The organism is Clostridium sp. 7_2_43FAA (assembly GCF_000158375.2).
GTDB classification, from domain to species: Bacteria; Bacillota; Clostridia; order Clostridiales; family Clostridiaceae; genus Clostridium; species Clostridium tertium.
In genome coordinates this window covers 1,066,926-1,090,116 of record NZ_JH815222.1, presented here as the reverse complement: position 1 = coordinate 1,090,116, position 23,191 = coordinate 1,066,926, and the positions used below count along the sequence as shown (strand labels likewise).

22 protein-coding genes are annotated in these 23,191 nt (G+C 26.2%); 3 read left to right on the top strand and 19 right to left on the bottom strand.

The features are described from left to right. Positions 1 to 260 precede the first annotated feature (260 nt). On the bottom strand, positions 261 to 1,697 hold the full coding sequence (locus CSBG_RS06740; protein WP_008678187.1) for a hypothetical protein: 1,437 nt from the start codon (positions 1,695 to 1,697) through the stop codon (positions 261 to 263). Between the two features lie 200 nt (positions 1,698 to 1,897). Here CSBG_RS06740 and CSBG_RS06735 point away from each other — a divergent pair, with 200 nt between their 5' ends. Beyond that, positions 1,898 to 3,100: a dicarboxylate/amino acid:cation symporter gene (locus CSBG_RS06735; protein ID WP_008678186.1), complete on the top strand. Its 1,203-nt coding sequence runs from the start codon at positions 1,898 to 1,900 to the stop codon at positions 3,098 to 3,100. Positions 3,101 to 3,140: 40 nt separating this feature from the next. Here CSBG_RS06735 and CSBG_RS06730 read toward each other — a convergent pair whose 3' ends face one another. The 10 genes from CSBG_RS06730 to CSBG_RS06685 form a co-directional block, all read right to left on the bottom strand. Beyond that, complete coding sequence (locus CSBG_RS06730) at positions 3,141 to 4,025, bottom strand: ComEC/Rec2 family competence protein (protein ID WP_051005309.1); 885 nt, start codon at positions 4,023 to 4,025, stop codon at positions 3,141 to 3,143. A 216-nt stretch (positions 4,026 to 4,241) separates the two neighbouring features. Then, positions 4,242 to 4,712 (bottom strand): threonine/serine exporter family protein, encoded by a 471-nt coding sequence (locus CSBG_RS06725; RefSeq protein ID WP_008678184.1) that lies wholly within the window; start codon positions 4,710 to 4,712, stop codon positions 4,242 to 4,244. Between the two features lie 2 nt (positions 4,713 to 4,714). Next, positions 4,715 to 5,479 (bottom strand): threonine/serine exporter family protein, encoded by a 765-nt coding sequence (locus CSBG_RS06720; protein WP_008678183.1) that lies wholly within the window; start codon positions 5,477 to 5,479, stop codon positions 4,715 to 4,717. A 184-nt stretch (positions 5,480 to 5,663) separates the two neighbouring features. Beyond that, positions 5,664 to 6,086 carry a hypothetical protein gene (locus CSBG_RS06715; RefSeq protein WP_008678182.1) on the bottom strand — a complete coding sequence of 141 codons (423 nt, stop codon included), beginning with the start codon at positions 6,084 to 6,086 and terminating at the stop codon, positions 5,664 to 5,666. A 171-nt stretch (positions 6,087 to 6,257) separates the two neighbouring features. After that, on the bottom strand, positions 6,258 to 8,876 hold the full coding sequence (locus CSBG_RS06710) for a 3'-5' exonuclease (RefSeq protein ID WP_008678181.1): 2,619 nt from the start codon (positions 8,874 to 8,876) through the stop codon (positions 6,258 to 6,260). Between the two features lie 111 nt (positions 8,877 to 8,987). Beyond that, on the bottom strand, positions 8,988 to 9,731 hold the full coding sequence (gene fetB, locus CSBG_RS06705; protein WP_008678180.1) for an iron export ABC transporter permease subunit FetB: 744 nt from the start codon (positions 9,729 to 9,731) through the stop codon (positions 8,988 to 8,990). After that, positions 9,731 to 10,387 carry an ATP-binding cassette domain-containing protein gene (locus CSBG_RS06700; protein WP_008678179.1) on the bottom strand — a complete coding sequence of 219 codons (657 nt, stop codon included), beginning with the start codon at positions 10,385 to 10,387 and terminating at the stop codon, positions 9,731 to 9,733. The genes fetB and CSBG_RS06700 overlap by 1 nt, the downstream gene beginning before the upstream one ends. A 14-nt stretch (positions 10,388 to 10,401) precedes the next feature. Then, complete coding sequence (locus tag CSBG_RS06695; protein WP_008678177.1) at positions 10,402 to 10,584, bottom strand: nitroreductase family protein; 183 nt, start codon at positions 10,582 to 10,584, stop codon at positions 10,402 to 10,404. 197 nt (positions 10,585 to 10,781) lie between these two features. Further along, complete coding sequence (gene tnpA, locus CSBG_RS06690) at positions 10,782 to 11,252, bottom strand: IS200/IS605 family transposase (protein ID WP_008678175.1); 471 nt, start codon at positions 11,250 to 11,252, stop codon at positions 10,782 to 10,784. Between the two features lie 165 nt (positions 11,253 to 11,417). Beyond that, entirely contained in the window at positions 11,418 to 11,729 is a 312-nt protein-coding gene (locus tag CSBG_RS06685) for a PadR family transcriptional regulator (protein ID WP_008678173.1), read from the bottom strand. A gap of 501 nt (positions 11,730 to 12,230) precedes the next feature. Between CSBG_RS06685 and CSBG_RS06680 the strand changes: the two genes are divergently transcribed. Beyond that, positions 12,231 to 13,202 (top strand): metallophosphoesterase, encoded by a 972-nt coding sequence (locus tag CSBG_RS06680; protein WP_235840834.1) that lies wholly within the window; start codon positions 12,231 to 12,233, stop codon positions 13,200 to 13,202. 139 nt (positions 13,203 to 13,341) lie between these two features. On the opposite strand, the gene CSBG_RS06675 is transcribed toward CSBG_RS06680, so the two are convergent. Both CSBG_RS06675 and CSBG_RS06670 read right to left on the bottom strand, forming a co-directional pair. Next, complete coding sequence (locus tag CSBG_RS06675) at positions 13,342 to 15,120, bottom strand: M3 family oligoendopeptidase (RefSeq protein ID WP_008678169.1); 1,779 nt, start codon at positions 15,118 to 15,120, stop codon at positions 13,342 to 13,344. 83 nt (positions 15,121 to 15,203) lie between these two features. After that, the gene (locus CSBG_RS06670) at positions 15,204 to 15,887 is read right to left on the bottom strand and encodes an AraC family transcriptional regulator (RefSeq protein ID WP_008678167.1); all 684 of its coding nucleotides are present in this window, start codon (positions 15,885 to 15,887) and stop codon (positions 15,204 to 15,206) included. Positions 15,888 to 16,008: 121 nt separating this feature from the next. Here CSBG_RS06670 and CSBG_RS06665 point away from each other — a divergent pair, with 121 nt between their 5' ends. Continuing rightward, on the top strand, positions 16,009 to 17,742 hold the full coding sequence (locus CSBG_RS06665; RefSeq protein WP_008678164.1) for a glycoside hydrolase family 13 protein: 1,734 nt from the start codon (positions 16,009 to 16,011) through the stop codon (positions 17,740 to 17,742). Between the two features lie 67 nt (positions 17,743 to 17,809). Here the strand turns inward: CSBG_RS06665 and CSBG_RS06660 are convergent, their stop codons facing one another. From CSBG_RS06660 to CSBG_RS06635, 6 genes are all read right to left on the bottom strand, one after another. Continuing rightward, positions 17,810 to 18,154 carry an FMN-binding protein gene (locus tag CSBG_RS06660; RefSeq protein WP_035285121.1) on the bottom strand — a complete coding sequence of 115 codons (345 nt, stop codon included), beginning with the start codon at positions 18,152 to 18,154 and terminating at the stop codon, positions 17,810 to 17,812. A gap of 24 nt (positions 18,155 to 18,178) precedes the next feature. After that, positions 18,179 to 19,600 (bottom strand): flavocytochrome c, encoded by a 1,422-nt coding sequence (locus CSBG_RS06655; RefSeq protein ID WP_035285119.1) that lies wholly within the window; start codon positions 19,598 to 19,600, stop codon positions 18,179 to 18,181. Positions 19,601 to 19,706: 106 nt separating this feature from the next. Further along, the gene (locus CSBG_RS06650; RefSeq protein WP_008678162.1) at positions 19,707 to 20,405 is read right to left on the bottom strand and encodes a response regulator; all 699 of its coding nucleotides are present in this window, start codon (positions 20,403 to 20,405) and stop codon (positions 19,707 to 19,709) included. Positions 20,406 to 20,407: 2 nt separating this feature from the next. Further along, entirely contained in the window at positions 20,408 to 21,946 is a 1,539-nt protein-coding gene (locus CSBG_RS06645) for a sensor histidine kinase (RefSeq protein ID WP_008678160.1), read from the bottom strand. A 100-nt stretch (positions 21,947 to 22,046) separates the two neighbouring features. Then, on the bottom strand, positions 22,047 to 22,625 hold the full coding sequence (locus CSBG_RS06640; protein WP_008678159.1) for a hypothetical protein: 579 nt from the start codon (positions 22,623 to 22,625) through the stop codon (positions 22,047 to 22,049). Positions 22,626 to 22,715: 90 nt separating this feature from the next. After that, positions 22,716 to 23,147, bottom strand: a complete 432-nt coding sequence (locus tag CSBG_RS06635; RefSeq protein WP_008678157.1) for a rhodanese-like domain-containing protein — start codon at positions 23,145 to 23,147, stop codon at positions 22,716 to 22,718. Between the last annotated feature and the right edge of the window lie 44 nt (positions 23,148 to 23,191).

Genomic DNA, 23,191 nt, shown 5'->3' with positions numbered 1-23,191 from the left:
AGAAGCTTGTACTTTTTATAAATTATATGCATACTATTTGATTTTTTTGAAATACTAAAAAAGGTAATAAGAAACATTATTAGTATTTCTTAAATATAAAAAAATATTACTGGAAATGAAAATTTCCAGTAATATTAAAACAATAAAAATAATAATTACACAGAATTATCTATTCTCTCTTATACCCTTCTATTTATTAATTGAAAGAATAAAAAATTACACGAAATTGCCTATTTTCTTTTCAAGTCTGAACTTGCTTCTTAAATATCCTTTCTTTTATTTTCTTGTATAGATTTAACCTTTTCTAGTTCTCTAACAAATATATATGCATTTGTATTATCTATATAAAATACACACATTATGTAGTCATTTAATTCAGTAACAGTTGTAGTAATTCTTGTATAATTCATTAATTTATCTACTTCAAATCTTTTATTTAAATTTAAATATTTCTTCTTTCCATTAATTCTGACGTCTTTACAATTATCTAAAAATTCAAACATGACATCTTCTTTTGTTTTAATACCTAAAATCATTCCATTTTTAGTATATCTAAAACAATATCCATCTTGCTCAAAAGCACCCATTTCATCAATTCCATTTATAATTTCCTCATAATTATCCCATTCTCTTTCAATATCTTCTTTATCATAGTAATAATATCGTATATATGAATCTATGCAAAAAGCATTATATTTTCTATCTTCTATATTTAAACATTCATTTTTATCTTTATGATAATTTTCTTTTAACTTACTATTTATTTTAAATATATTTTCTTTTATTTCTTCACAATTTTCCTTAACTTTATCTATTGCTTCTTTAAAGTCATCAGCATCTATAGGATTATTTAGCTGTATGTCCATCAATATCTTTTTGGAATTATACCTTATTAAATCTATATTAAACTTAATTTCATTATTTTCGTTTTCTATAAAATTTAAATTTTTCATAATATCGTTTTTGTTTTCTATTGAATTTTTATTTTTTATAACATTTATAACTATTTCTATAAACTCTACTCTTTTACTAAGCTTTTTTAATATCATAGATACATTTTCTATCTTCCTTTCACCAACTAAAGTCACCATTTGCGATAAGTCTGATAGTATCCCACTATTACATTTATCTAGTTTTAATATTAATCCGTTAACACTGTTATCAACTTTAATATTATATTCATTTCTTAATTTAATTTCTATTTCTTCTTGTAATTTTCCCTCCCTATCTGTTATATATCTACTTACAGAATCCTTATCAAGCAATATTTTTTTTGCTTTATTTAAATACTTTAAGCAATTATTATATCCTTCTATTAATCTTTTTTGAGTTTGCTTATCACAATTTTTATATAATTTCTTATAATTTTTTATTAATAAATTAATTGCAGATAAAGCTTCAATAATTGATGTTTCCATTTCACTTTTTACTGTTGATAATTTATATTTATGCTCATAACATAATTCTTCATAATCTTCATCTCTGCTTAAATTATTTCTAAGCAAAGAATTTTCTAGCTCTAATCTTGCTAAATTTATATTATAAATATCCTTTCTTAAATAATGATAACTTTCAAGTAAATCATCTTCCTTACTATAGTCTTTTATTGCCTTGCAAATATCACTTAATATATCTATTGCTTCATCTAATCTTCCTTCATATTTTGAAGGTTTTCTAAATACGTCCAATATGCTCATAGCTTTCTCCCTCCTAAATAATATTGTATTTTCCATTAAATACATTATATTTATTTAGGTTTTCCCATTTGAAAATATTAATACATTTATAGATATCATTAATATTTTTTCTTGACTTTAAGTCATTCAAGTTGTATTATGTAGTTAATTCATATACAGATGTACTTCATACATATACATTTATTAAAGGGGGCTTTATCGTGAAAAATACATCTTTAATTTTAAAAATATTTATAGCACTAGTACTTGGTATAACTTTGGGGATAATATGCAAAAGTCTTAATTTAGATTTTCCAATTAGGCTTTTAGCAACATTTAGTGAATTATTTGGAAGTTTTTTATCTTTTATTATTCCATTAATTATGATTGGATTCATTGTTCCTGGAATTTCATCACTTGGAAATAAATCAGGAAAAGGCTTATTAATTACAACAATAGTAGCGTATATTTCTACTCTTTGCTCTGGTTTTTTAGCATTTTCCGCAGGCTCATATTTATTGCCTAAATTTTTAAAATCAAATTCTTTAGTAATAGAATCAAGTAATCAAATAACCACATTTTTTAGTATTGATATTCCACCTATAATGTCTGTAATGTCTGCTTTAGTTTTTTCTTTTATTATGGGAATAAGCTTATCAAAAATAAAAAATAGTAGCATATTAAATATATTTAATGAATTTAGCTCAATAGTAACTAAGATTATTTCTAATATGCTTATACCTATAGTTCCTATTTATGTTGGTGCAATATTTTCTAAACTTAGTTTTAGTGGTGAAATATTTAGTACATTAAAAAGCTTTGCTTTAGTTTATATAATTTTATTTGCTCTTCAAGGAATTTATATAATAATTCAATATTCATTTGCTAGTAGTATAAAGAAAGAAAATCCATTAAAGCTTCTTAAAAATATGCTACCTGCTTATTTAACAGCAGCTGGAACTCAATCCTCTTCTGCTACAATTCCTGTAACAATAGAATGTGTAAATAATAATGATGTTAGCGAAGAAGTAACTGATTTTGTTATCCCTCTATCTGCTACTATACATTTAGCAGGAGATACTATAACTCTTGTATTAACATCTATGGCTGTAATGTATATGACTGGTAGAATACCTACATTTTCATTAATGCTTCCATTTATATTTATGCTTGGAGTTACTATGGTTGCTGCCCCTGGTGTTCCTGGTGGTGGAGTTATGGCTGCATTAGGAATTTTAGAATCAATGCTTGGCTTTGGAACACTTGAAAAGCCAATTATGATTGCACTTCATGCTGCTCAAGATAGCTTTGGAACTGCAACTAATGTTACTGGTGATGGAGCAATAGCTATATTAGTTGACAAGATTTTAAAGGATAAAGAAACTTCAAATGAAAATTTAAGTGATTTTACTATTTCAGAATAAAAAAAGAGATATGAATTAATTTAATTCATATCTCTTTGTGCTATTTTTCAGTTCTTACACTAATAGTGTTTCCATCAGACGTAATTGTTATTTGCCCTTGCTTATCTGTTCTATAAGCTTTTATTCCTTGAGTATCTATAGTTTGTAATGTTTCTCTATGTGGATGCCCATATTTATTATCTACACCGCAACTAATTACTCCATACTCTGGTGAAACTGCCTCGACAAATTCCTTAGTTGATGATGTACTGGAGCCATGGTGACCAAATTTTAATACATCAGCATCTAAATTTTTAGGATATTTAGCTACAACTTCTTGCTCTGCATGAGCTTCTGCATCACCTGTGAACATATAACTAGTATTTCCAAAGGTTAATTTCATTATAGGTGAATAATCATTAAATTCTTCATATGATTCATAAATTGGAGAATAAACCTCTATCTTTGCTCCATTTCCTAAGTCAAAACTTGTACCTTCTTTTATTACTTTAGCTTTTAAGCCTTCTTTACTCACTGCATTTATCATATTTTCAAAAGTTTTCGTTGTATGTGTAACTTTTGGCATATAAAAACTTTCAACATCATACTTTTCAAAAACTTTCACCATTCCACCAATATGATCTTCATGTGGATGAGTTGCAATAACAATTTCAAAATCATCTATATTTTTTTCTTCTAATTGTTTCATTAATTTATCTGCATCACTTCTTGGACCAGCATCTACTAAAATATCAAAATCATTTACTCTAATATAAGCTGCATCACCTTGTCCAACATCTAAATATGATATTTCTAATTTACCACTTGGAGTTCCTATATTGGAATCTTTTAAATCTTTTCCAAAATATAAAGATATTACAGTAATTATACCAAATACAATAATAGTTATAAATTGTGCTTTTTTATTACCTTTATGTTTTTTCATAGTTTTCTCAAAAGATTTCTTTAGGTCTTTTTCTTTAGTCAAATTTTTATTCCTCCCTACAAACATACATTCTTGCTAATAATTATTATATGTTTTTATTGAGAAAAAGTCAAAAGGCGTTACATTTTGTCCTGCAACGCCCCATAGTCATAGTCAAATTAAAAATATAACTTCTGACTATGATAATATTATCTGTATTTTTCTAGGTTTTATTCATTAACTATTCAAAGAGTTACATTTGCTTTCACTTTTTATTTTTTTACTTGAATTATATTTTATTAAAGTCTTAGTTATTGTTGAAACTAATATTATGCCAAGTGCTAGTACCCCTGCAGAAGCTAATGTATTTATTCCTATTTCTAATGACTTCATAACATCTCCTGTAATTGCTTCAACCATTGTATAATACATTCCTCCACCTGGAACTAAAGGTATTAAAGCAGTTATTACAAATGTCGTTACTGGAGTTTTTAATATCCTTGCAAAAACTTCTGAATATACGCTTAAACCAACAGAAGCAAGAAATAAAGCTGTTGTGTCAGAGCTTCCAATCCTTAACGAAAATTTATATATAAACCATCCTAATGCACCACATAAAGCTGAAAAAAATAAATTTTTACCTTTAATATTAAAAACTATTCCAAATGCAAATGATGCTATAAATGCTGATAGAACTTCAATAATCATATTTATATTCCTCCAAATGATCCAATCCAAAAACTTAAAACTACACCTGTTCCAACAGCAACTGCTATAGCTGTTAAAAATGCTTCTGCTCCCCTTGCAAGCCCAGATACTAAATCACCTGCAACTGTATCTCTTATTGCATTTGTAATTGCAAGACCTGGAACTAAAAGCATTATTGAACCAATTATAACTTTATCCATATCAAAAGCTAGTCCAATCTTTATAGATATAATTGCTAAAAAGGCTAAAATCCCTGCACAAATACTAGTATTAAAAAATGAATTTAATCCTATATTCTCGCCTTTTATTGAAAAATACTTAACTACTATTCCTATTAAAAATGCTGCAATTGCGTCTCTTAAAGATCCTCCAAATAAAAAAACAAATCCAAAGGCACCTACTGCTGAAAAAAATATAGTTATTGTATTTGAATATCTTCTTTCTTCTTCTATTTCTTTTAAATTATCGTTTAACTCTTCTACTGTTAATTTATTTTTCACTATATTTCTAGCTAAATCATTTACCTTATGAATTCTTTGCAAATCTACTGATCTACTTGAAATTCTTACTACAAGTGATTTTATTTCACCTTGATATGAAGCAGATGCTATAATTACAGTTGGAGTAGCATAGCTATTTGCTACTTCTATTCCTAATGAATTGCAAATTCTATTCATAGTTTCCTCTACTCTATAAGCTTCTGCTCCACTTTCTAACATTATTTTGCCTGCATAAGCTGCTACTTGAAGTATATTATTTATTTCCATTTAAATTACCTTCTTCTATATTTAACTTTATATATTATACAATTCTCATAATGGCATGTCCATATAGTTTATTTCCTTTTTAAATTTTTATTTTTAATGTCAATAATCAATAGTCAATTAAACGTAACAAAATAATTATCTATAAAATAAAAAAGGAAAAACCATATAGATTTTCCCTTAAAAATTACATATTATCGATTATATTTGATATATTTTTAACTGAAGCATTTCTAATAGTGAAAATCATATCCTCACCAATTCTAAGCTTACATTCATTTTCGTTTATTTTCACTTTATTTAAATTTAATCCAGTAGCTCCAAATTCCTTATATTTAGTTGGTGCTATATCAATATTGAATTTACTATCTTTAGCTCCTGTAATTTTTATTAAGCTTCCTTCACATTCATTATCTCTTATATTTAGCGTTATTATATTGTTTCCTTTTAAAACTACTTTATCTTCTGGTACTGATACTACTGATACTTTACCCGTCATAGTCATCCATCCACCACTTAATTTTATTTTAGAAAGCAATTCTGTATTATATTCCTTTGTAATATTACTTAATAATTGCCCTAATTCATATACATTTAAATCATACTTCATATTTTTATCCCTCACAGCTATCACTATATTTGCTTCAAATAATAATCTAATCAATTAAACTATTAATATATAAAATAGTTTATATCTTACTTGAAAGCTTTTTTCTTCATTGTAACTTATATAATATTTTTTATTATACTATAACTTAATTAAAATGACTATAAGTATCTTTTAATAATTATTATCTATTTCTATATGCTCTTTATCTATATATCCTAAAAATCTACTCACTTCATTTTTTCTATTATAATCATCATGTAAATGAGTTAATAAATATAAATGCTTCCTAGCTCTAGTTAATGCAACATAAAATGTTCTTTTTTCTTCTTCTAGGTTATTTGATTTTATCGACATATATGATGGAAATGTATTTTCTTGGAGCCCTACTATAAATACACTATCAAATTCTAACCCTTTAGATTGATGTACTGTTATTATTGGAATTCTTTTTTTATTAGTTCTATTTATAATTAGATTTTCAAGTTCTCCATTTGAAAGTCCTGTTAATTTAATTATATCTAATAAAAAATCTCTATTGCTTTTTTTATTATCATCTAAATCTCTTACAAGCACATAAAAATCCCTAAGTCTTTCTATTTTTTCTCTTCCTTCTTTAATAGCTTCAATACCTCTTCCCGAATATAATGTTTTTATATTAAATTTATTTATAATATCAACTATTATATCTTGAGGTCTTTTAAGTTCAGCTTCCTTAAATAACTCATTAAGTTTATCACTAATATATGAAAATGCTTTTAAGTGCTTAGACATATAATTTATTCTCTGCATTGATGTAGGAATTAAATTTTCATTTATTGCTCTCACTAATAAATCACTGGTAGCTAATATATCATCCATAGCATCATGACTTGGTTTATTTTTTGTTTCAAATATCTTACTAAGTGTCTCTAATTTATAATTAGGTAAGCTAGTATAAAATCTCCTATATATATCTAATGTATCATAAAAAGCTTTAAATTTAGTTCCATCTAAGTTATTTCTATATAATTCACTATTTAAAATATTTATATCATATTGCACATTATGGCCTACTATAACTGCACCTTTTGAAAAATCTATAAACTCTTTTAATACTTTTTTCTTATCTTCACCTTTTTCATTTAAAAATTCATCACTAAATCCATGTACTTTAAATGATGATTCTACAGACTTCTTATTTTTCAAAAACTTTTCAAAGCTATCGATAACTTCTCCATATTTATTTATCTTTATTGCTGCTATTTGTATTATTTCATCTTCTGTTACATCTGTTCCTGTACTTTCAACATCAAACACTATTATATTATCTTGCGCAAATTCATTTATTAATAGCGAGTATTTTTCTCCATAATTTCTTGCATTTAAATCTATAAAATCACATAAGGAAATTCCAACTTCTTTATATTCTTTTGATTCAATAACTTGAAATGTCTTCTCTCCAATTCCTGTTGGAAGTCTTTTGACTATTCTCTTTAAGCTTACATTATCATACTTATTTGCAATAAGCTTCATAAAAGCTATAATATCCTTTATTTCTTGCCTTCTAAAAAATTTAAATTGATCTACTAAAATAAACTCAAAATCAGAACCTTCATATCCAATTATGCTTCCAAGTTCTCTACTCAACTTAATATTATAATTATTATCTCTACTTAAAATACAAAGCTTGGATATATCTTCCCCCTTTTCTTTTAATGATTTTACCTCATTAAATATAAATCTAGCTTCATCTCTTAAATTATTGCACATCTTTAACTTTATTTTTTCACCATTATCTTTTGTTTCTGAAGATATCTCATTTTTATATAATGATTTATATTGCAATTCAAAAGCATTCTTTAAAAAGCTTAAAGCCCCATTAGTTATAAACTTAGTTGATCTGTAATTCTTAGAAAATACTATTTCACTTGGATTATACTCTTTCTTATAAAATTCTAGTATTTTTTGTGGCTCTGAACCTCTCCAACCATAAATAGTTTGAAACATATCTCCACATAGTAAAATATTATTTCCTTTAAATATCTTTTCAATTATAAAATACTCTAGCGTACTTGTATCTTGAACTTCATCTATATTTATATACTTATAAGTTTCTGTTAATCTTAAAACTAACTTATCATCCTTTAATATTTCTTTTGCCTTTGAAGTTAAATCTACAAAATCTAACCCATGATTACTATAAAGTAATGAGTTATATAAATTAACTAGGAAATGCCCCTTTTCTAATAAAAAGTTCTTCATTTCATTATTTAATATCCCTTTATCACTACAAATTGAATTTATCTTAGCTTCATTATACTTAAATATATTTGCTATAGTTTTACTATAATCATCTAAAATATTATTACTATAAAAATCAAGTTTTGCTCTTTCTATTTTAGTCAGCTCTATAAACTGTTGTAATTTAAAAACAGAATAATTGTAATAATTACATTCTTTTATTATTTCTCTAGAGTCTTCTTCATCAAAAACAATAAAATCAGTAAATATATCTGTCCTTTTCTTTGCATCACTTTTTATTAAATCATAACAAAAGCTATGAAAGGTTCTTATAGTAATGTCTTTAGCCTCTTCCCCTACAATTTTTTCAATTCTCTCTCTCATTTCTGCACAAGCCTTATTAGTAAAGGTTATACATAATATTTCTGAAGCTTTTGCTTTATTACTTTTTATAATATTAGAAATTCTACTTGATAAAGTATTAGTTTTTCCAGTGCCAGCTGAAGCAAGAAGCAAAATGTTATTTTCTAATTCATTTACAACTAAAGCTTGTTCTTGATTTAAAGTCATACTTACCCCTCCCAGCTTTATTACTTTTATCTCATTTTATCACAATTTATAAATTGGTCCACTACTTAACTAATTAATTTTTCTGGTTATTTATAGTTTAATAATTATTGTTTATATTAACTGTTTCCTCTTATTATAAAAACCCTTATATGCTAAATATGTTGCCATCATAGTTGATATAGAAGCTGATGAAAGAATCATAAAAGTAACCATAATTTGAAATTTTATAGCCATAAGTGGTGATTCACCTGCTAGTATTAAACCTGTCATCATACCAGGAAGAGATACAATCCCTAATGTCTTTGCTGAATCAATAGTAGGTATGATTGAAATTTTAATGCTCTCCTTAATTACATCACTAGATGCATCTTTCATATCAGCACCTAATGATAATTTCACTTCAATTTCAGTTCTTCTAGCTTTAAATGAATTGTTCAAATTTCTATAACTCAATCCAATAGCCACCATGGAATTATTAACTACCATTCCAGCTACCGGTATAACTTCATTTGCTGTAAACTTTATAGCTCCCGATAATATGAGAACCATCATAGTAATAGTTGTACCAACCAAAATTGATAAAAATGATATTATTAAAGCATATTTAACATTCTCTCCTCTTTTCTTTATATTAACAGCTGCATTTATTATCATAATTAACACTAATATCACTATAAAAATAGACTTTTCTAGTCCAAAAATAATTTCTAAAATATAACCTACTATTATTAACTGAATAATCGCTCGTAAAATACTTACTATTATCTCTTTTTCTAAACCTAAATCTTCTTTATATGATATAAAAATAGGTATTAGTATTAAAGCTGAAGCTATTATTAATGATATAGTATTCATTATCTAAGAACCTCCATACATTTTATCTTGCCTTCAGATATAGTTATTCTTTTATTAAATATTTTTTCACTTTGCTCCATACTATGAGTAATCCACAGCACAGTTACTCCTAAATCATTTAACTCCTGTACATATTCCTCAACAATCTTTGCATTTTCTAAATCTAATGATGATGTTGCCTCATCTAGTAAAATAATATCTGGTGTATATAATAGATTTCTTATTATTGAAATTCTCTGTTTTTCCCCACCTGATAATGAAATAATATCCTTATCTAAAAAACTTTCATCAATATTGAATCTTTCTAATAATTTTACAATTCTTTGTTTATTCACTTTTTCTTTTCTTATTTTGAATGGGAATTCTAGATTTTCACAAACACTTTTCCCAAACAATTCTGGTGTCTGTAAGCAATAACTTATTTTTTTTCTTAATTCTATTGGATTATATCTTGTATAGCATTTCCCATTAAAATAAATATTTCCACTTGTTATAGGAATCATATCTGCACATAATTTTAACAATGTGCTTTTACCACTTCCTGACTGACCTACTATAGACATACAATCTCCCTTTTCTATATCAAATGATATACCTTTTAAAATTTCTAAATCACCCATATTGTAAAAAACATCTTTTATACTAAGTATATTCATAATAAATCTCCTTTTTAATTACCATTTATTGAAGTATATCTTACTTTTATCAAATCTAATATAACAAATCTCCATGGCCGCTTATTTTTTGATGATAGAGCTAACATTCCTGCTTCAATTATCTTATTTATTTTTTCAACTTCAACTTCTTTTTCATTAAATCTTCTTATACTCTGTCTCTTGTTTATTATACTCATAATATTTCACCCCTATTATCGCATTTCGATATCGTGATTCGATAATATCATTTTTCACAGTTTATTGCAAATCAGGACCACCCGTAAAACGGGTGGTTTGCTCTACGCCTATAAGGCTCTGTTACTGGCTGTGCTACTCGCACATCGAACGGTTTGCCAACCGCATATTTTCACTGGCTACCCCTAAAGGGGCTTTATTACTTGCCTTTCTTTACCGGCTCACCCGTAAACGGGTCTATGTATTCTTTTAGACTTATTTGTTCATAAACTAAATCTTCTTGAATTTGATTTTTTATATATTCTTCAATTACTTTTTTATTTCTTCCTACTGTATCAACATAATACCCCTTACACCAAAACTGCCTATTTCCATATTTATATTTCAAATTTGCATGTCGGTCAAATATCATTAACGAGCTTTTCCCCTTTAAATATCCCATAAATTGTGAAACACTCAATTTGGGTGGTATACTAACAAGCATATGTATATGATCTTTGCATGCATTTGCTTCTATTATTTCTACTCCTTTTTGCTCACATAACTTTCTCAATATTACTCCTATATCAATCTTTATTTTTCCATAAATTATTTGTCTTCTATACTTTGGTGCAAAAACTATATGATATTTACAATTCCATTTACTATGTGCTAAACTACTATTATCCATATTGGATACCTCCTTGTATTATAGTTGTGGTCGGCAAACCTACTATAATTTTACAAGGAGGTTTTTTTATTTCTACTCACCGCTAGAAGCTTTCCGGAACCACAGGTCGAACCTGTGGTATTCTAAATACAACAAAAAAGTTAAGTAAAATCAAATTTACTTAACTTACTGCAATTCTATATCATTAAATAATTCTTTCAAATTATTTTTTAATTCAAATAAAAGTTTATTTCCTTTTTGTGTAGTTTTATAATACTTTCTTATTTTCCCATTAACATTTCTATCCTCTTTTTCTATTAAATTTTCTTCTACCATTGATTTTAATAAAGGATATAAAGTACCAGGACTAATATTATAACCGTGTTCTTTCAATTCTTCTATCATCCACGACCCATAAAATTCACCTATATTTCCATGATGAAGTATATGCACATATATTAACCCATTGAATATCCTTCTTGTAATTTGCTCTTTCAAAATGTTCACCTCAACATATCATTTCTTTATCTGCATTATAACATTAACCTATAATCTAATACAATAATACTCTGCACTACAAAAATTTATTTGTTCAAGAAATTCTTATATCACTCCCAATTTATAAGGATCATATAATACATTTATTTTCTAATTTCATCTTTGTTAATACTTTTCTTAATATAAAAACTTAATAATCATTCAATTTTAATAATTCAACGTAAGTGAATTATCTCCTTAACTCTTTAACTCTTCACTATTTCATTATTTTGTTTGGTTCAAAAATACTGTTATGTTATAATAATCTAAAATTTATTTTTGGAGTTGATTAAATTGAAGGTTAAATATATACTTATTTTTCTTATATTTTCACTTTTATATTTTTTAATAAATTATTATATAGGTCGAAAAATGCTCAATGGCTTTAACTATATTTTCAAAATTTCTCCATTAATTTTTTGGGTTATTTTTTGGGCTTTAGCTTTATCATATGTAATTTCAATGTTACTTAATAAATTTATATCTCCTAATTTAACTAACTTTCTTTATTTATCTGGTTCCTATTGGATGGGATTATTAATGTACACTTTATTAACTTTTCCTATTATAGGAATCATAAATATAATAGTTAGTAAATCACACTTATCAAATAACTTAACTGATAAATATTACATTTATCAAACTCTATTAATTACTATAATTTTTATTATAATAACTATAGTTGGAAGCTTTAATGCTAAAAGTTCTTATGTAAAATCTTTTGATATAGATATAGATAAACAAGCTTTGAAAGAGCCTATAAATGTAGTTATGGTATCTGACATACATTTAGGAAATATAATTAAAAACAAAAGACTTTCTAATATGGTAAAAGAAATTAATGATTTAAATCCTGATATAGTAATAATTGCTGGGGATATTATAGATAGCGATATAAAGCCATTTTTAGCTAATAATATGGGAATTGAATTTTCAAAGATTAAATCTACATATGGTACTTATGCAGTACTTGGCAATCATGATTTAATGACTAAAGCTGAAAACCAAATAGTAAATATTCTTGAAGAAAACTCTGTCAAAGTTTTAAGAGATGAATCTATTTTAATAAATGATAGCCTTTATATAATAGGTAGAGATGATATTACAATAAATAGATTTTCAGAAAATGATAGAGCTTCATTATTAGATTTAACACATAATCTTGATAACTCTAAAGCTATGATTGTTATAGATCATAATCCTAAATATATAGACGAAAGCTTAAATGCCAATATTGATTTACAACTTTCTGGTCATACTCATAAAGGACAAATTACCCCTGGAAATTTAGTTACAAATAAAATGTTTGAAATTGATTATGGTTATTTAAAGAAAGACAACTTAAATGTTGTAGTTTCTTCTGGTTATGGAACTTGGGGACCTCCTATAAGAATAGGTAGTAGGAGTGAAATAGTTCAAATGAACTTACATTAATATACTGTACTAATAAAAACTAATTCTAATAAAATTACTATATATTTATTAGTTTTATATTCTTATTAAATATATATTTAATATTAAACTGAAATTAAGGGATATTTAAAAAATTTTAAATATCCCTTAAAATTTAAATTTATTTTATTTCGTAACTTAAAGAAATAAATCTTTCTATATCTTCTTCAATAAGCTTTAAAGAATTTCTCCAGAAATTCACATCATGAACATCTATATTCATTATTTTTGTTACATCTGCTACTTTTTCTTTTCCTGTAACAGCTAATAATTCTTCATATTCCTTGCAGAAGCTTTCGCCTCTCTTTAAATATTCAGCATATAAACCCTTTGCAAATAGGTTTCCAAAGGCGTAAGGGAAGTTATAGAAGTTAGCTGTTGCATAATAATAATGAGGCTTCCAAGTCCACATATATTTATGCAAGAAGTTATTATCAAGACCATCTCCATAAGCTTCTTTTTGTGCATTTAACATGGCATTATTAATTTCTTCTACTGAAAGAGAGCTTTCTTTTCTCTTTTCAAAAACTTCACTTTCAAATAAAAATCTTGAATATATATCAACTATTACTTGATTACAATCAGATATTTCTGCTTCTAAAATAGCAAAGGCTTCTTCTTTAGTTGCGCTTTTAACAGCTCCCCTTTTTACTAATATTTCACAGAAATTAGATGCTGTTTCAGCTAATGTCATTGGGTATTCTGAATTTAATGCAGTTTCACTGCTTAAGCAATGGCTATGAAATCCGTGTCCAAGCTCATGAGCCATAGTTACAACATCACTAAAGCTATTACCATAATTTAATAATATTCTACTTTCATTTATAGCTTTTATACTTTCACAGAAAGCACCGCCAACTTTACCTTCTTTAGGCATAACATCTATCCAATTGTTATTAAATGCGTTTATAACAAAGTCAGCTAAATTATTGCTAAAACTTCTAAAATTCTTTTCAACAAAGGCCTTTCCTTCTTCATAAGAAAACTTCATTTCTTTATTTATAACAGGTGCATATAAATCATAAAATGGTAATCCATTTTTATGACCTAGAAGTTCTGCTTTCCTTCTTAAATATTTTCTAAAAGCAGGTAAGCTTTCTTTTATAGCAGTAAGCATTGCATTTAAAATATCTTCATCCATCCTAGATTCTTCTAATGTCATATGAAGAGGTGATTTATATCCCTTAAGCTCAGAAGTAGTTAAAACTTCTCCTTTAATTCCATTTAAAGCTGCTGCAACTCCCTCTTCTATTTTTTCATAGGATTTAATTTCTGCTTCATATGCCTTTTTTCTTAATTCTGAATCTGGGCTATAAGCCATATTTAGTACTACCGTTAATGGTAATGGCTTATCTTCATTATCAATATTAATATCAACTTTATGTGTTGATATTAAATAATCCTTATAATTTGACCATGCATCTGAACCGGTATTTCTCATTTTAGCAATTATAGCTTCTTCTTTTTCACTTAGCATGTATTTATTTTTTTCTTTAATTTCATTTATAAAAAATTTATGTTTACTTAATAAATTTGATGAATTTACTAAAGTATCTATATCTTTTATATTTGCTATCCATTTATAAATTTTTGTTAGCGGCTCTGCTAAAAGACTATATTTAGAATTTATAACATCTAAATACTTTCTTCCTTCTGCATTTTTTGAATCTGTACTTAAAGTTAAATTTGCATAAGCACCTATTCTATTTATAAGTAAATTTATGCTCTCTAACTTATTTATTAATTCCTCTAATTTTACTACATCATTTGATTTTTCATCAGTAGATTTTGCAAAATTTTTAAGATCTTCTATTCCCTCATCAACTTTTTTTAAATCTGTAATAAACTCTTTAGAATTAAATGATGGATATATTTCTTTTAAACTCCATTCTAACGACATTTTTATGCCCCCTTTTTAATATTATTTTTAAATGCTTATTTTAAATTATATTATTAAACTAAATTGAATTCAATTAATTGTAATTATATTGAATAATTTTTATTTCTAAATTCTGATGGTGACATACCTACAATTTTTTTAAAGGTATTAGTGAAATGACTTTGATCATGAAATCCTAATAATATACTTATTTCTAATATGCTCTTTTCAGTACTTAAAAGTAAAGTTTTAGCTCTTTCAACTTTTATTTCTCTTAAATATTTCATTATAGATATTCCTTTATGCTTTTTAAAACATGTTGATGCATATCCTACTGATATATTTAAGTTATTACATATTGTTTCTAATGAAGTATGATTTTCTATATTTAAATGAAGAGCTTGCAAAAGCTTATTAACAGTAAAGCTATCAGTAACTTCTGTATCATTTATTAGTAAATCTATATATTCATTTATCATATTTATCTCAATAACTTGCAATGAACTTACATTACTTGCTTCCTTAATTTGCCTATAAAATCCATTATAAATAGGATGTAGATATTTCTTAGAAATTCCACTCTTTATAATTTCCCTAGTATATACAGCATTCCAAATTATTAAATCATCCCTTTTATGCTCTTTGTCAACATCATCACTAACTTCTGATTTATGCTTTTCTTTAACTATCCTTATAATTTCTTCTTTATTTCTAGATTCTATTAAAAAAGATATCTTGTTACTAAAAATATTAAAATCTGATTCAAAGCTTTCATATCCATCATTCATAATTTCTCTCCCAATTACATTTCATAATAATTATATACATATTATATTATAAATATACAAATATAATCAATATCCTTTGATATAATTTCATTAAAGTACACAATAAGAAGGAGTAATATATATGAATAAGTTTGCTGTTTATCATATAACAGATGTACCATATGCTTATGCTAAAAATACAAATACCTTAACTATAAGAATCCGTACTGCTAAAAATGATTTAAATAGTTGTTATATTTATTATAAAGATAGATTTGGAAATTATCCTTTTATAAAAAAAGAAATGTCTTTAATATCTGAAGGAGAATTTTATTCATACTATGAAGCTGATTTATCAGTTAGTAAAAATAGATATAAATATATTTTTGAGCTTATAGACAAAGATAATAATATTTATATCTTAGATGAAAGAGGTTTTAGAAAATCAATTTATGAATGTGTTGATGCAAATTCATTTCAATTTCCTTATATCTCACCTGATGATGTATATGATGAAGTTAAAACTCTACAAGAATCTATTGTATATCAAATTTTCCCTGATAGGTTCTGTAAAGGACTTAATATAAATAATCCCAATACTACAGCTTCATGGGGAGATGAAAATATAAATTCTAAATCAGTATTAGGCGGAAATTTACAAGGGATAATAGATAAATTAGATTATATTGAATCTTTAGGAATAAATCTACTATACCTTACTCCAATATTTAAATCTAGCTCTAATCATAAATATAATACTTGCAATTACTATGAAATCGACGAAGCATTTGGTGATACTGTAATAGCCAAATCTTTAATAGATAAATGCCATGAAAAGGGTATTAAAGTTATTTTTGATGCTGTATTTAATCATTCAGGAGATGACTTTTTTGCTTTTCAAGATGTTATAAAAAATGGTGAAAATTCAAAATATAAGGATTGGTATATTATAAATAGCTTTCCTATTGATCAAGAAAAAATTAATTACTATACTTTTGCAAATAATATACGAAAAATGCCAAAATTAAATACTTCAAATGAAGAGGTTCAAGATTATTTTATTAATGTTGGTAAGTACTGGATAAATGAAATTGGAATAGATGGTTGGAGATTAGATGTAAGTGATGAAGTTAGTCATAATTTTTGGAAAAACTTTAGAAAAGGAATTAAATCACTAAACAAAGATTTAATAATAATCGGTGAAATATTCCATAATGGATTTAATTTTTTAAGAGGTGATGAATTTGATTGTATTATGAATTACACTTTTAAAAATGCATGTGTAGATTTTTTTGCTAAAGGAATAATAGATTCAGAAGATTTTTTGAATATCTTATCTGAAAATAGAATGTTATATATGAATAATATATCACGTCAAATGTGGAACTTATTAGGTAGTCATGACACTAAGAGATTCATTAATGAATGTCAATTTGATATTTCATCTATGAAACTTGCCTTAGTTTTTCAATTTTCCTATATAGGTGTACCTTATATTTACTATGGTGATGAAATTGGATTAACTGGAGAAGATGATCCACTTAATAGAAAATGTATGATTTGGGACACTTCTAAACAAAATAATGATTTACTAGACTTATATAAATTATTAATAAATCTTAGAAAAAAATATAAATCTTTAATTTATGGTACATTTACTCCTATTTATTATAAAGATAATCTTTTAATTTTTAAAAGAGAGTTACCTAATGAATCAATTTTAATATGTTTAAATAAAAATACTAAAGATATAGATGCTAAATTAAATTTTGATATAAATGGTTTTGATTTAATAAATAAATCTATAATTAATATAAACAAACATAATTCTATAAACTTTAAGTCCATGGAATATAAGATAATTAAACTTCAATAAAAAAATAGGTAGATTTTACTTGTTAAAATCTACCTATTGTCTATTTATAAATTTTAAGGGATAATTTTTATTTTACTGCTGATTCTAAAGCTTTATTAACAGCTTCTATTACACCTTTTGATGAATTAGTTGCTCCTGATATAGCTTCAACACCTTCAGTACTTTGCTTTTCAATTATTTCTGGAACTAAATTATCTTTAACACCATCAACTAAAGTCTTAGTTTCGTTATGTTCAACTAAATTCACTTCAGATATCTTTCCTTTTTCAACTTTAACTTCTACCTTTATTGCTCCAGAAGCGCCTTGACCTTCACCTGTATATGTTCCATCAGTGTATTTTCCACCACCACAGCCAACTAACAAAGTTGCTGATAATGCTATTGTGCTTAATATTGCAGTTATTTTCTTCATTTTTATTCCTCCTACAATTAAATCCTATTTAATAAATGTTGCTGCATTTTTTCCTGCTGTTCTACCAAAAGTAACTATATCAGCTAATGCATTTCCACCTAATCTATTTCCACCATGAACTCCACCAGTTACTTCTCCTGCTGCAAATAAACCAGGAATTACATTTCCATCTTTATTTAAAACTTCAGCATTTGTATTTATCTTTAATCCACCCATTGTATGGTGCACAGCTGGAGTTACAGGTATAGCATATACTTTCCCTTCATTTAATTGTCTTGGAAGGTCTTCCCTATTAAATTCTGAATCTTTTTTAGCTGCAACTGCTTCATTGTACTTATTAATTGTTTCAGCCATTGTATTCTTATCTATTGATAATTTTTCTGCTAGTTCTTCTACTGAATCCGCTTCTGTAACTAATCCCATATTGAAGTATTCCTCAGTTGCTTTTAAGCTCTTTCTTAATCCTTCATCAAAGAAAAGATAAGCTACTCCATCTTTTTGATCTAATATAGCCTTTGAAACTACATCTCTTGTAAATAATTCATTTGTAAATCTTTTACCATCCTTATTAATAAGAATTGCTCCATTACCTCTTACAGCTTCTGTTACCATTACAGCCTTTTCTGGAACAACTGTTGGATGAGTTTGAATTTCCTTCATATCTACTAAATCAGCACCAACATTTTCTCCAAGAACTATACCATCACCAGTAGCTCCGTTATGGTTAGTTGTTGCAAATCCTTTTAAATCTTCTTTATAACTAACTACCATTTCTTGATTAGCTGAGAATCCACCTGCTGCAATAACTACAGCTTTTGTATTTATAGTATATTCTTTTCCTTCTTTATCAGTAACCTTTACTCCTGAAACATTACCATCTTTATCTAAAACTATTTCTTTTGCTTCATTCCATAATCTTAAATCAACTTTTTCTTTTTCAGCTGATGCCTTTAATGTATCAACTAAATGAGCTCCTACAGCTGCTCCCCCTGTTGGTCTATGAGTTCTATAATTTGTAGCTCCTGCCATTCTACCAACATCTGATAAATCAGCACCTAAATCAGTTAACCATGCAACTGACTCTTTAGCTTCATTTGATAACTTTTCAACTAATTCAGGATTGTTTTTTTCATATCCACCTTTCATAGTATCATCATACATAGTTTGTATTGAATCTTCTATGCCTTTTGCTTTTTGTTGTTCAGTTTCAGCTGCATTTAATCCACCTGTAGCTCTATTTGTATTTCCACCTACCATTGGCATCTTTTCTAAAACAACAACATTTTGTACTCCATCTTGTTTAGCTTGTACAGCAGCAGATAATCCTGCACCACCAGCTCCTATTACAACTATATCAGCAGTTTCTTTTTTTCCACCACAACCAACTAAAGCTGTTGGAACTAAAATTAAAGCTGACATTACTAATGCTAAAACCTTCTTTTTCATTTAACATTCTCCCCTTAATCTTTAAGTTATTTTCAGCATTAGTATATTTGTTAATTAATAAACAATCAATATTGTGGTCATATTGTTTATTTTGGTCTTTTTGGTCTTATTTTTTAAGTATATAATAATTTGTTGGTCTACCTATTTTCCCATACTCCTGATTTATTTCAACTTTACCTTCTTCAACCATCTTTTCTAAATATCTTCTTGCCGTTACTCTAGCTAGTCCACTTCCTTTTGCAATTTCTTCTGCAGTCAAATCTTGTCCATTCTTTTGGATCATATAATTGATTATTTTATTGTATGTTTTTAAACTCAAACCTTTGCACAATTCTTTTTCTTGCATTTCTTCATCTAGAAAATTAGCATTAATATTTAATATATATTGGTCTATATAATCTTGATTTATATTATCTATATTATTTAATTCAACAAATCTATTCCTATAATTAGATAAAGCTTCCTTAAATCTCTCAAATTTAAATGGTTTTATTAAATAATCAATCGCACCATACTTAAATGCCTCATCTACTGAAGATTTACATTTATCAGCGGTAATTAAAATAGTATCTATATTTATTTCTTTGCTTCTTATCCATTTTAATAAATCTATACCTTTTCCATCTGGCAAAAAAATATCTAATAAAACTAAATCAGCCTTTTCTTTAGTAATTTTAATTTTTGCTTCTTCTATGCTACTTGCATCTCCTACAACTATAAAACCTTCAAGCTTTTCTAGAAACCTTGTATTTATTTCCTTTACCATTGGGTCATCTTCAACAATAAAAACTTTAATTTTATTCATTGCTATATTTCTACCTCCCATGTTGTAATCTTATCTGAAGTTAATTTTAAACTGCCATTTAATGATTCTATAATGTTCTTTATATTATATAGGCCAAGGCCTCTAAAATTTCCTTTTGTACTAAATCCCCTTTTAAATATTTCTTCTTTTGTATCATCAGCGATTTTATTTCCATTATTTTTAACTATTATTTTTATTTTTTCTTCTTGAAAGATTCCAATATATATATATCCATTTTCTCTTGATTTAAGTTCTTCAATTGAGTTTTCTAAGAGATTTCCTATAATAGTCAATATCTCTTGTACTTTTATATTATTAGGAATAAACTTTAAGTATGATTTTTCATCAACTTCAAATTTTATTTTCATTTCATCCGCCTTATTATATTTAGAAAATAACAATCCTTGTATTGATGGCTCTTTTATTTTACTTAAATTATCTGTTATTATTCCTCTAGTTTCTGTTGTATGGAAAATGTACTCCAAAGCCTTATCAGTTTCATCTAATTGTATTAGTCCTGCTATTGTATGTAATTTATTCATAAATTCATGATTTTGAGCTCTTAAATTCCAAGTTAGCTCCTTTACTCCTGTTAACTCTTCTGCCATATTATGAACCTTTGTAAAATCTTGAAAGCTCGCAATTGCTCCTACAACCTTGCCATACTCACCAATAATGCTGTAGAAATTTCCCATTATTATTATATTATTTTCTAATCGTATTTCCTTATTGAATATTCTACTTCTTCTATACATAACTTCAAATAATAAATTTATTATTTTACTATCTATTTCATCATTTGAATTTATATTAAGTATTTCAAAGGCTTTGTTATTTATTACTGTAATACATCCAGAATTATTTATTGCTATTAATCCTTCTTCTATATTATTGATAATAGATTCTTTTTCTCTTAATTGAATAGCTATTTCTTCTGGCTCTAATCCATAAATATCTTCTTTTATGTTAATAGCTAACTTCTTTGCTAAAAAAATTATAACAACAAAAACTCCTATAAATACAGGTATTAATCCTTTTATATATTCCTTGACCTCCCCTCGTAAATCTCTTTTTAGCATTCCTACAGCTACAGCCCCAACTTGTACACCATCTTTATGTACTGGTACAAAGCCTCTTATAGATCTGCCTAAATGCCCCTCTCCTTCAGATACATAGGTTTCTCCTTCTCTTAAAACTAACTTTTCATCTCCACCTAAAAATCTTCTTCCAATATTATCGGGAATTGGATGCGAATATCTAATTCCTTCATTATTCATAACTGTTATAAATAATAATCCTGTTTTAAGTCTTACTCTTTCAGCAAAGTTTTGGACTTTTAAATGTGTTGGATCTCCATTATCAGCTAATTCTTTTTGAATCATAGGATTGGCTGCCACCACAAAAGCAGTATCAATAAGACTCTTTCCTATTGCTTCAGTTACTTTATTATTTATAACTACTAAAGAAAAAATACTTATAATTAATATTACTGCAATAAAAATACTAATTGTAAGTCTTGTAATTTTCTTTTCTAAAGTCATTTTTATACTCCTATACTATAATCATTATTTTTTTCACACAATAATTATACATTAATATATAAAATGTAACAAATAAAAAGGATGAGATAACTCTCACCCTTTACATTGGTTTTATTATATCTAAAACATAATTTTTAAATTCTTCAAAACTTCCACTTATTATTGAAGCTCCTTTATTTATTTTTCCACTATTAAAATTATATTCTGCTGAACCATAATTAAAGCTTGCACTAGAAACTATTATACTTGCTTCTGTAACTCTATAATTTACTTTTGCTAACATTACGTCCTTGCAGAATTCCACAAAATTATTAGCCTTTTCTATATTTCCATTACATACTACAGTTAAAGCAAACTTAAATAATTCATATCCTCCAATAAGTGGTATCATAGAACCATTTGCCATGTAAAATACTTTACCCATGTTATAGAAATACTTCATATTACCATAACTCATTGTTCTAAATTCATAATTTATTTCTAAATCTTTATTATTTAATGCTTGAAATTTTTCTACTATATCATTCCATGCTCTTGCTTCAGCAGTTTTATTATTATTTATAACACTTTTAAATTGTGAAAAAGCATTTTCTAAATCTTTATCCATATTTACTACTGATCCATTAACAGCAACGCTATACTCATTATTTTCATATATTAATTCCACTCTATTATTCATCTTAAACTCCCCTTACTAATAAATATAAATTTATTATCTAATAATAATTATTATATCATAATAGTTTATAATTTCAAGGACTATATTGTTTTATTTAACAATCTCGTATGGCCAATCTTTTATGCCACCAAAATCATATACGTTAGTGTATCCCTTTTCTAATAATATATTCGATGCTTTTTTACTTCTATTTCCACTTCTGCAATACACAAGAATCTTTTTATTCTTATCATTTAATATATTTTCTGCTTCTTCTTCTAATTTATCTATAGGTATTAAAATGCTATTTTCTATATGTCCACTATTATATTCTTCTTCAGATCGTACATCTAAAATAATAACCTCATTTTTTTCTATTTCCTTTTTTGCTTCTTGTGCATCTATATTTATTACTTTAATATCTTCAGTAACACTTTCAGAAACTTCATTTTTTTCTCCTATATCTTTTTTATTTGTGCACCCAGTAAAAATTATAAAATTAAAAATGAATATTAATGCTATTGTAAATATAACTTTTTTCAATTAAATCACCTCATATAAATTATAAAATAAAATAATAAGTAAGT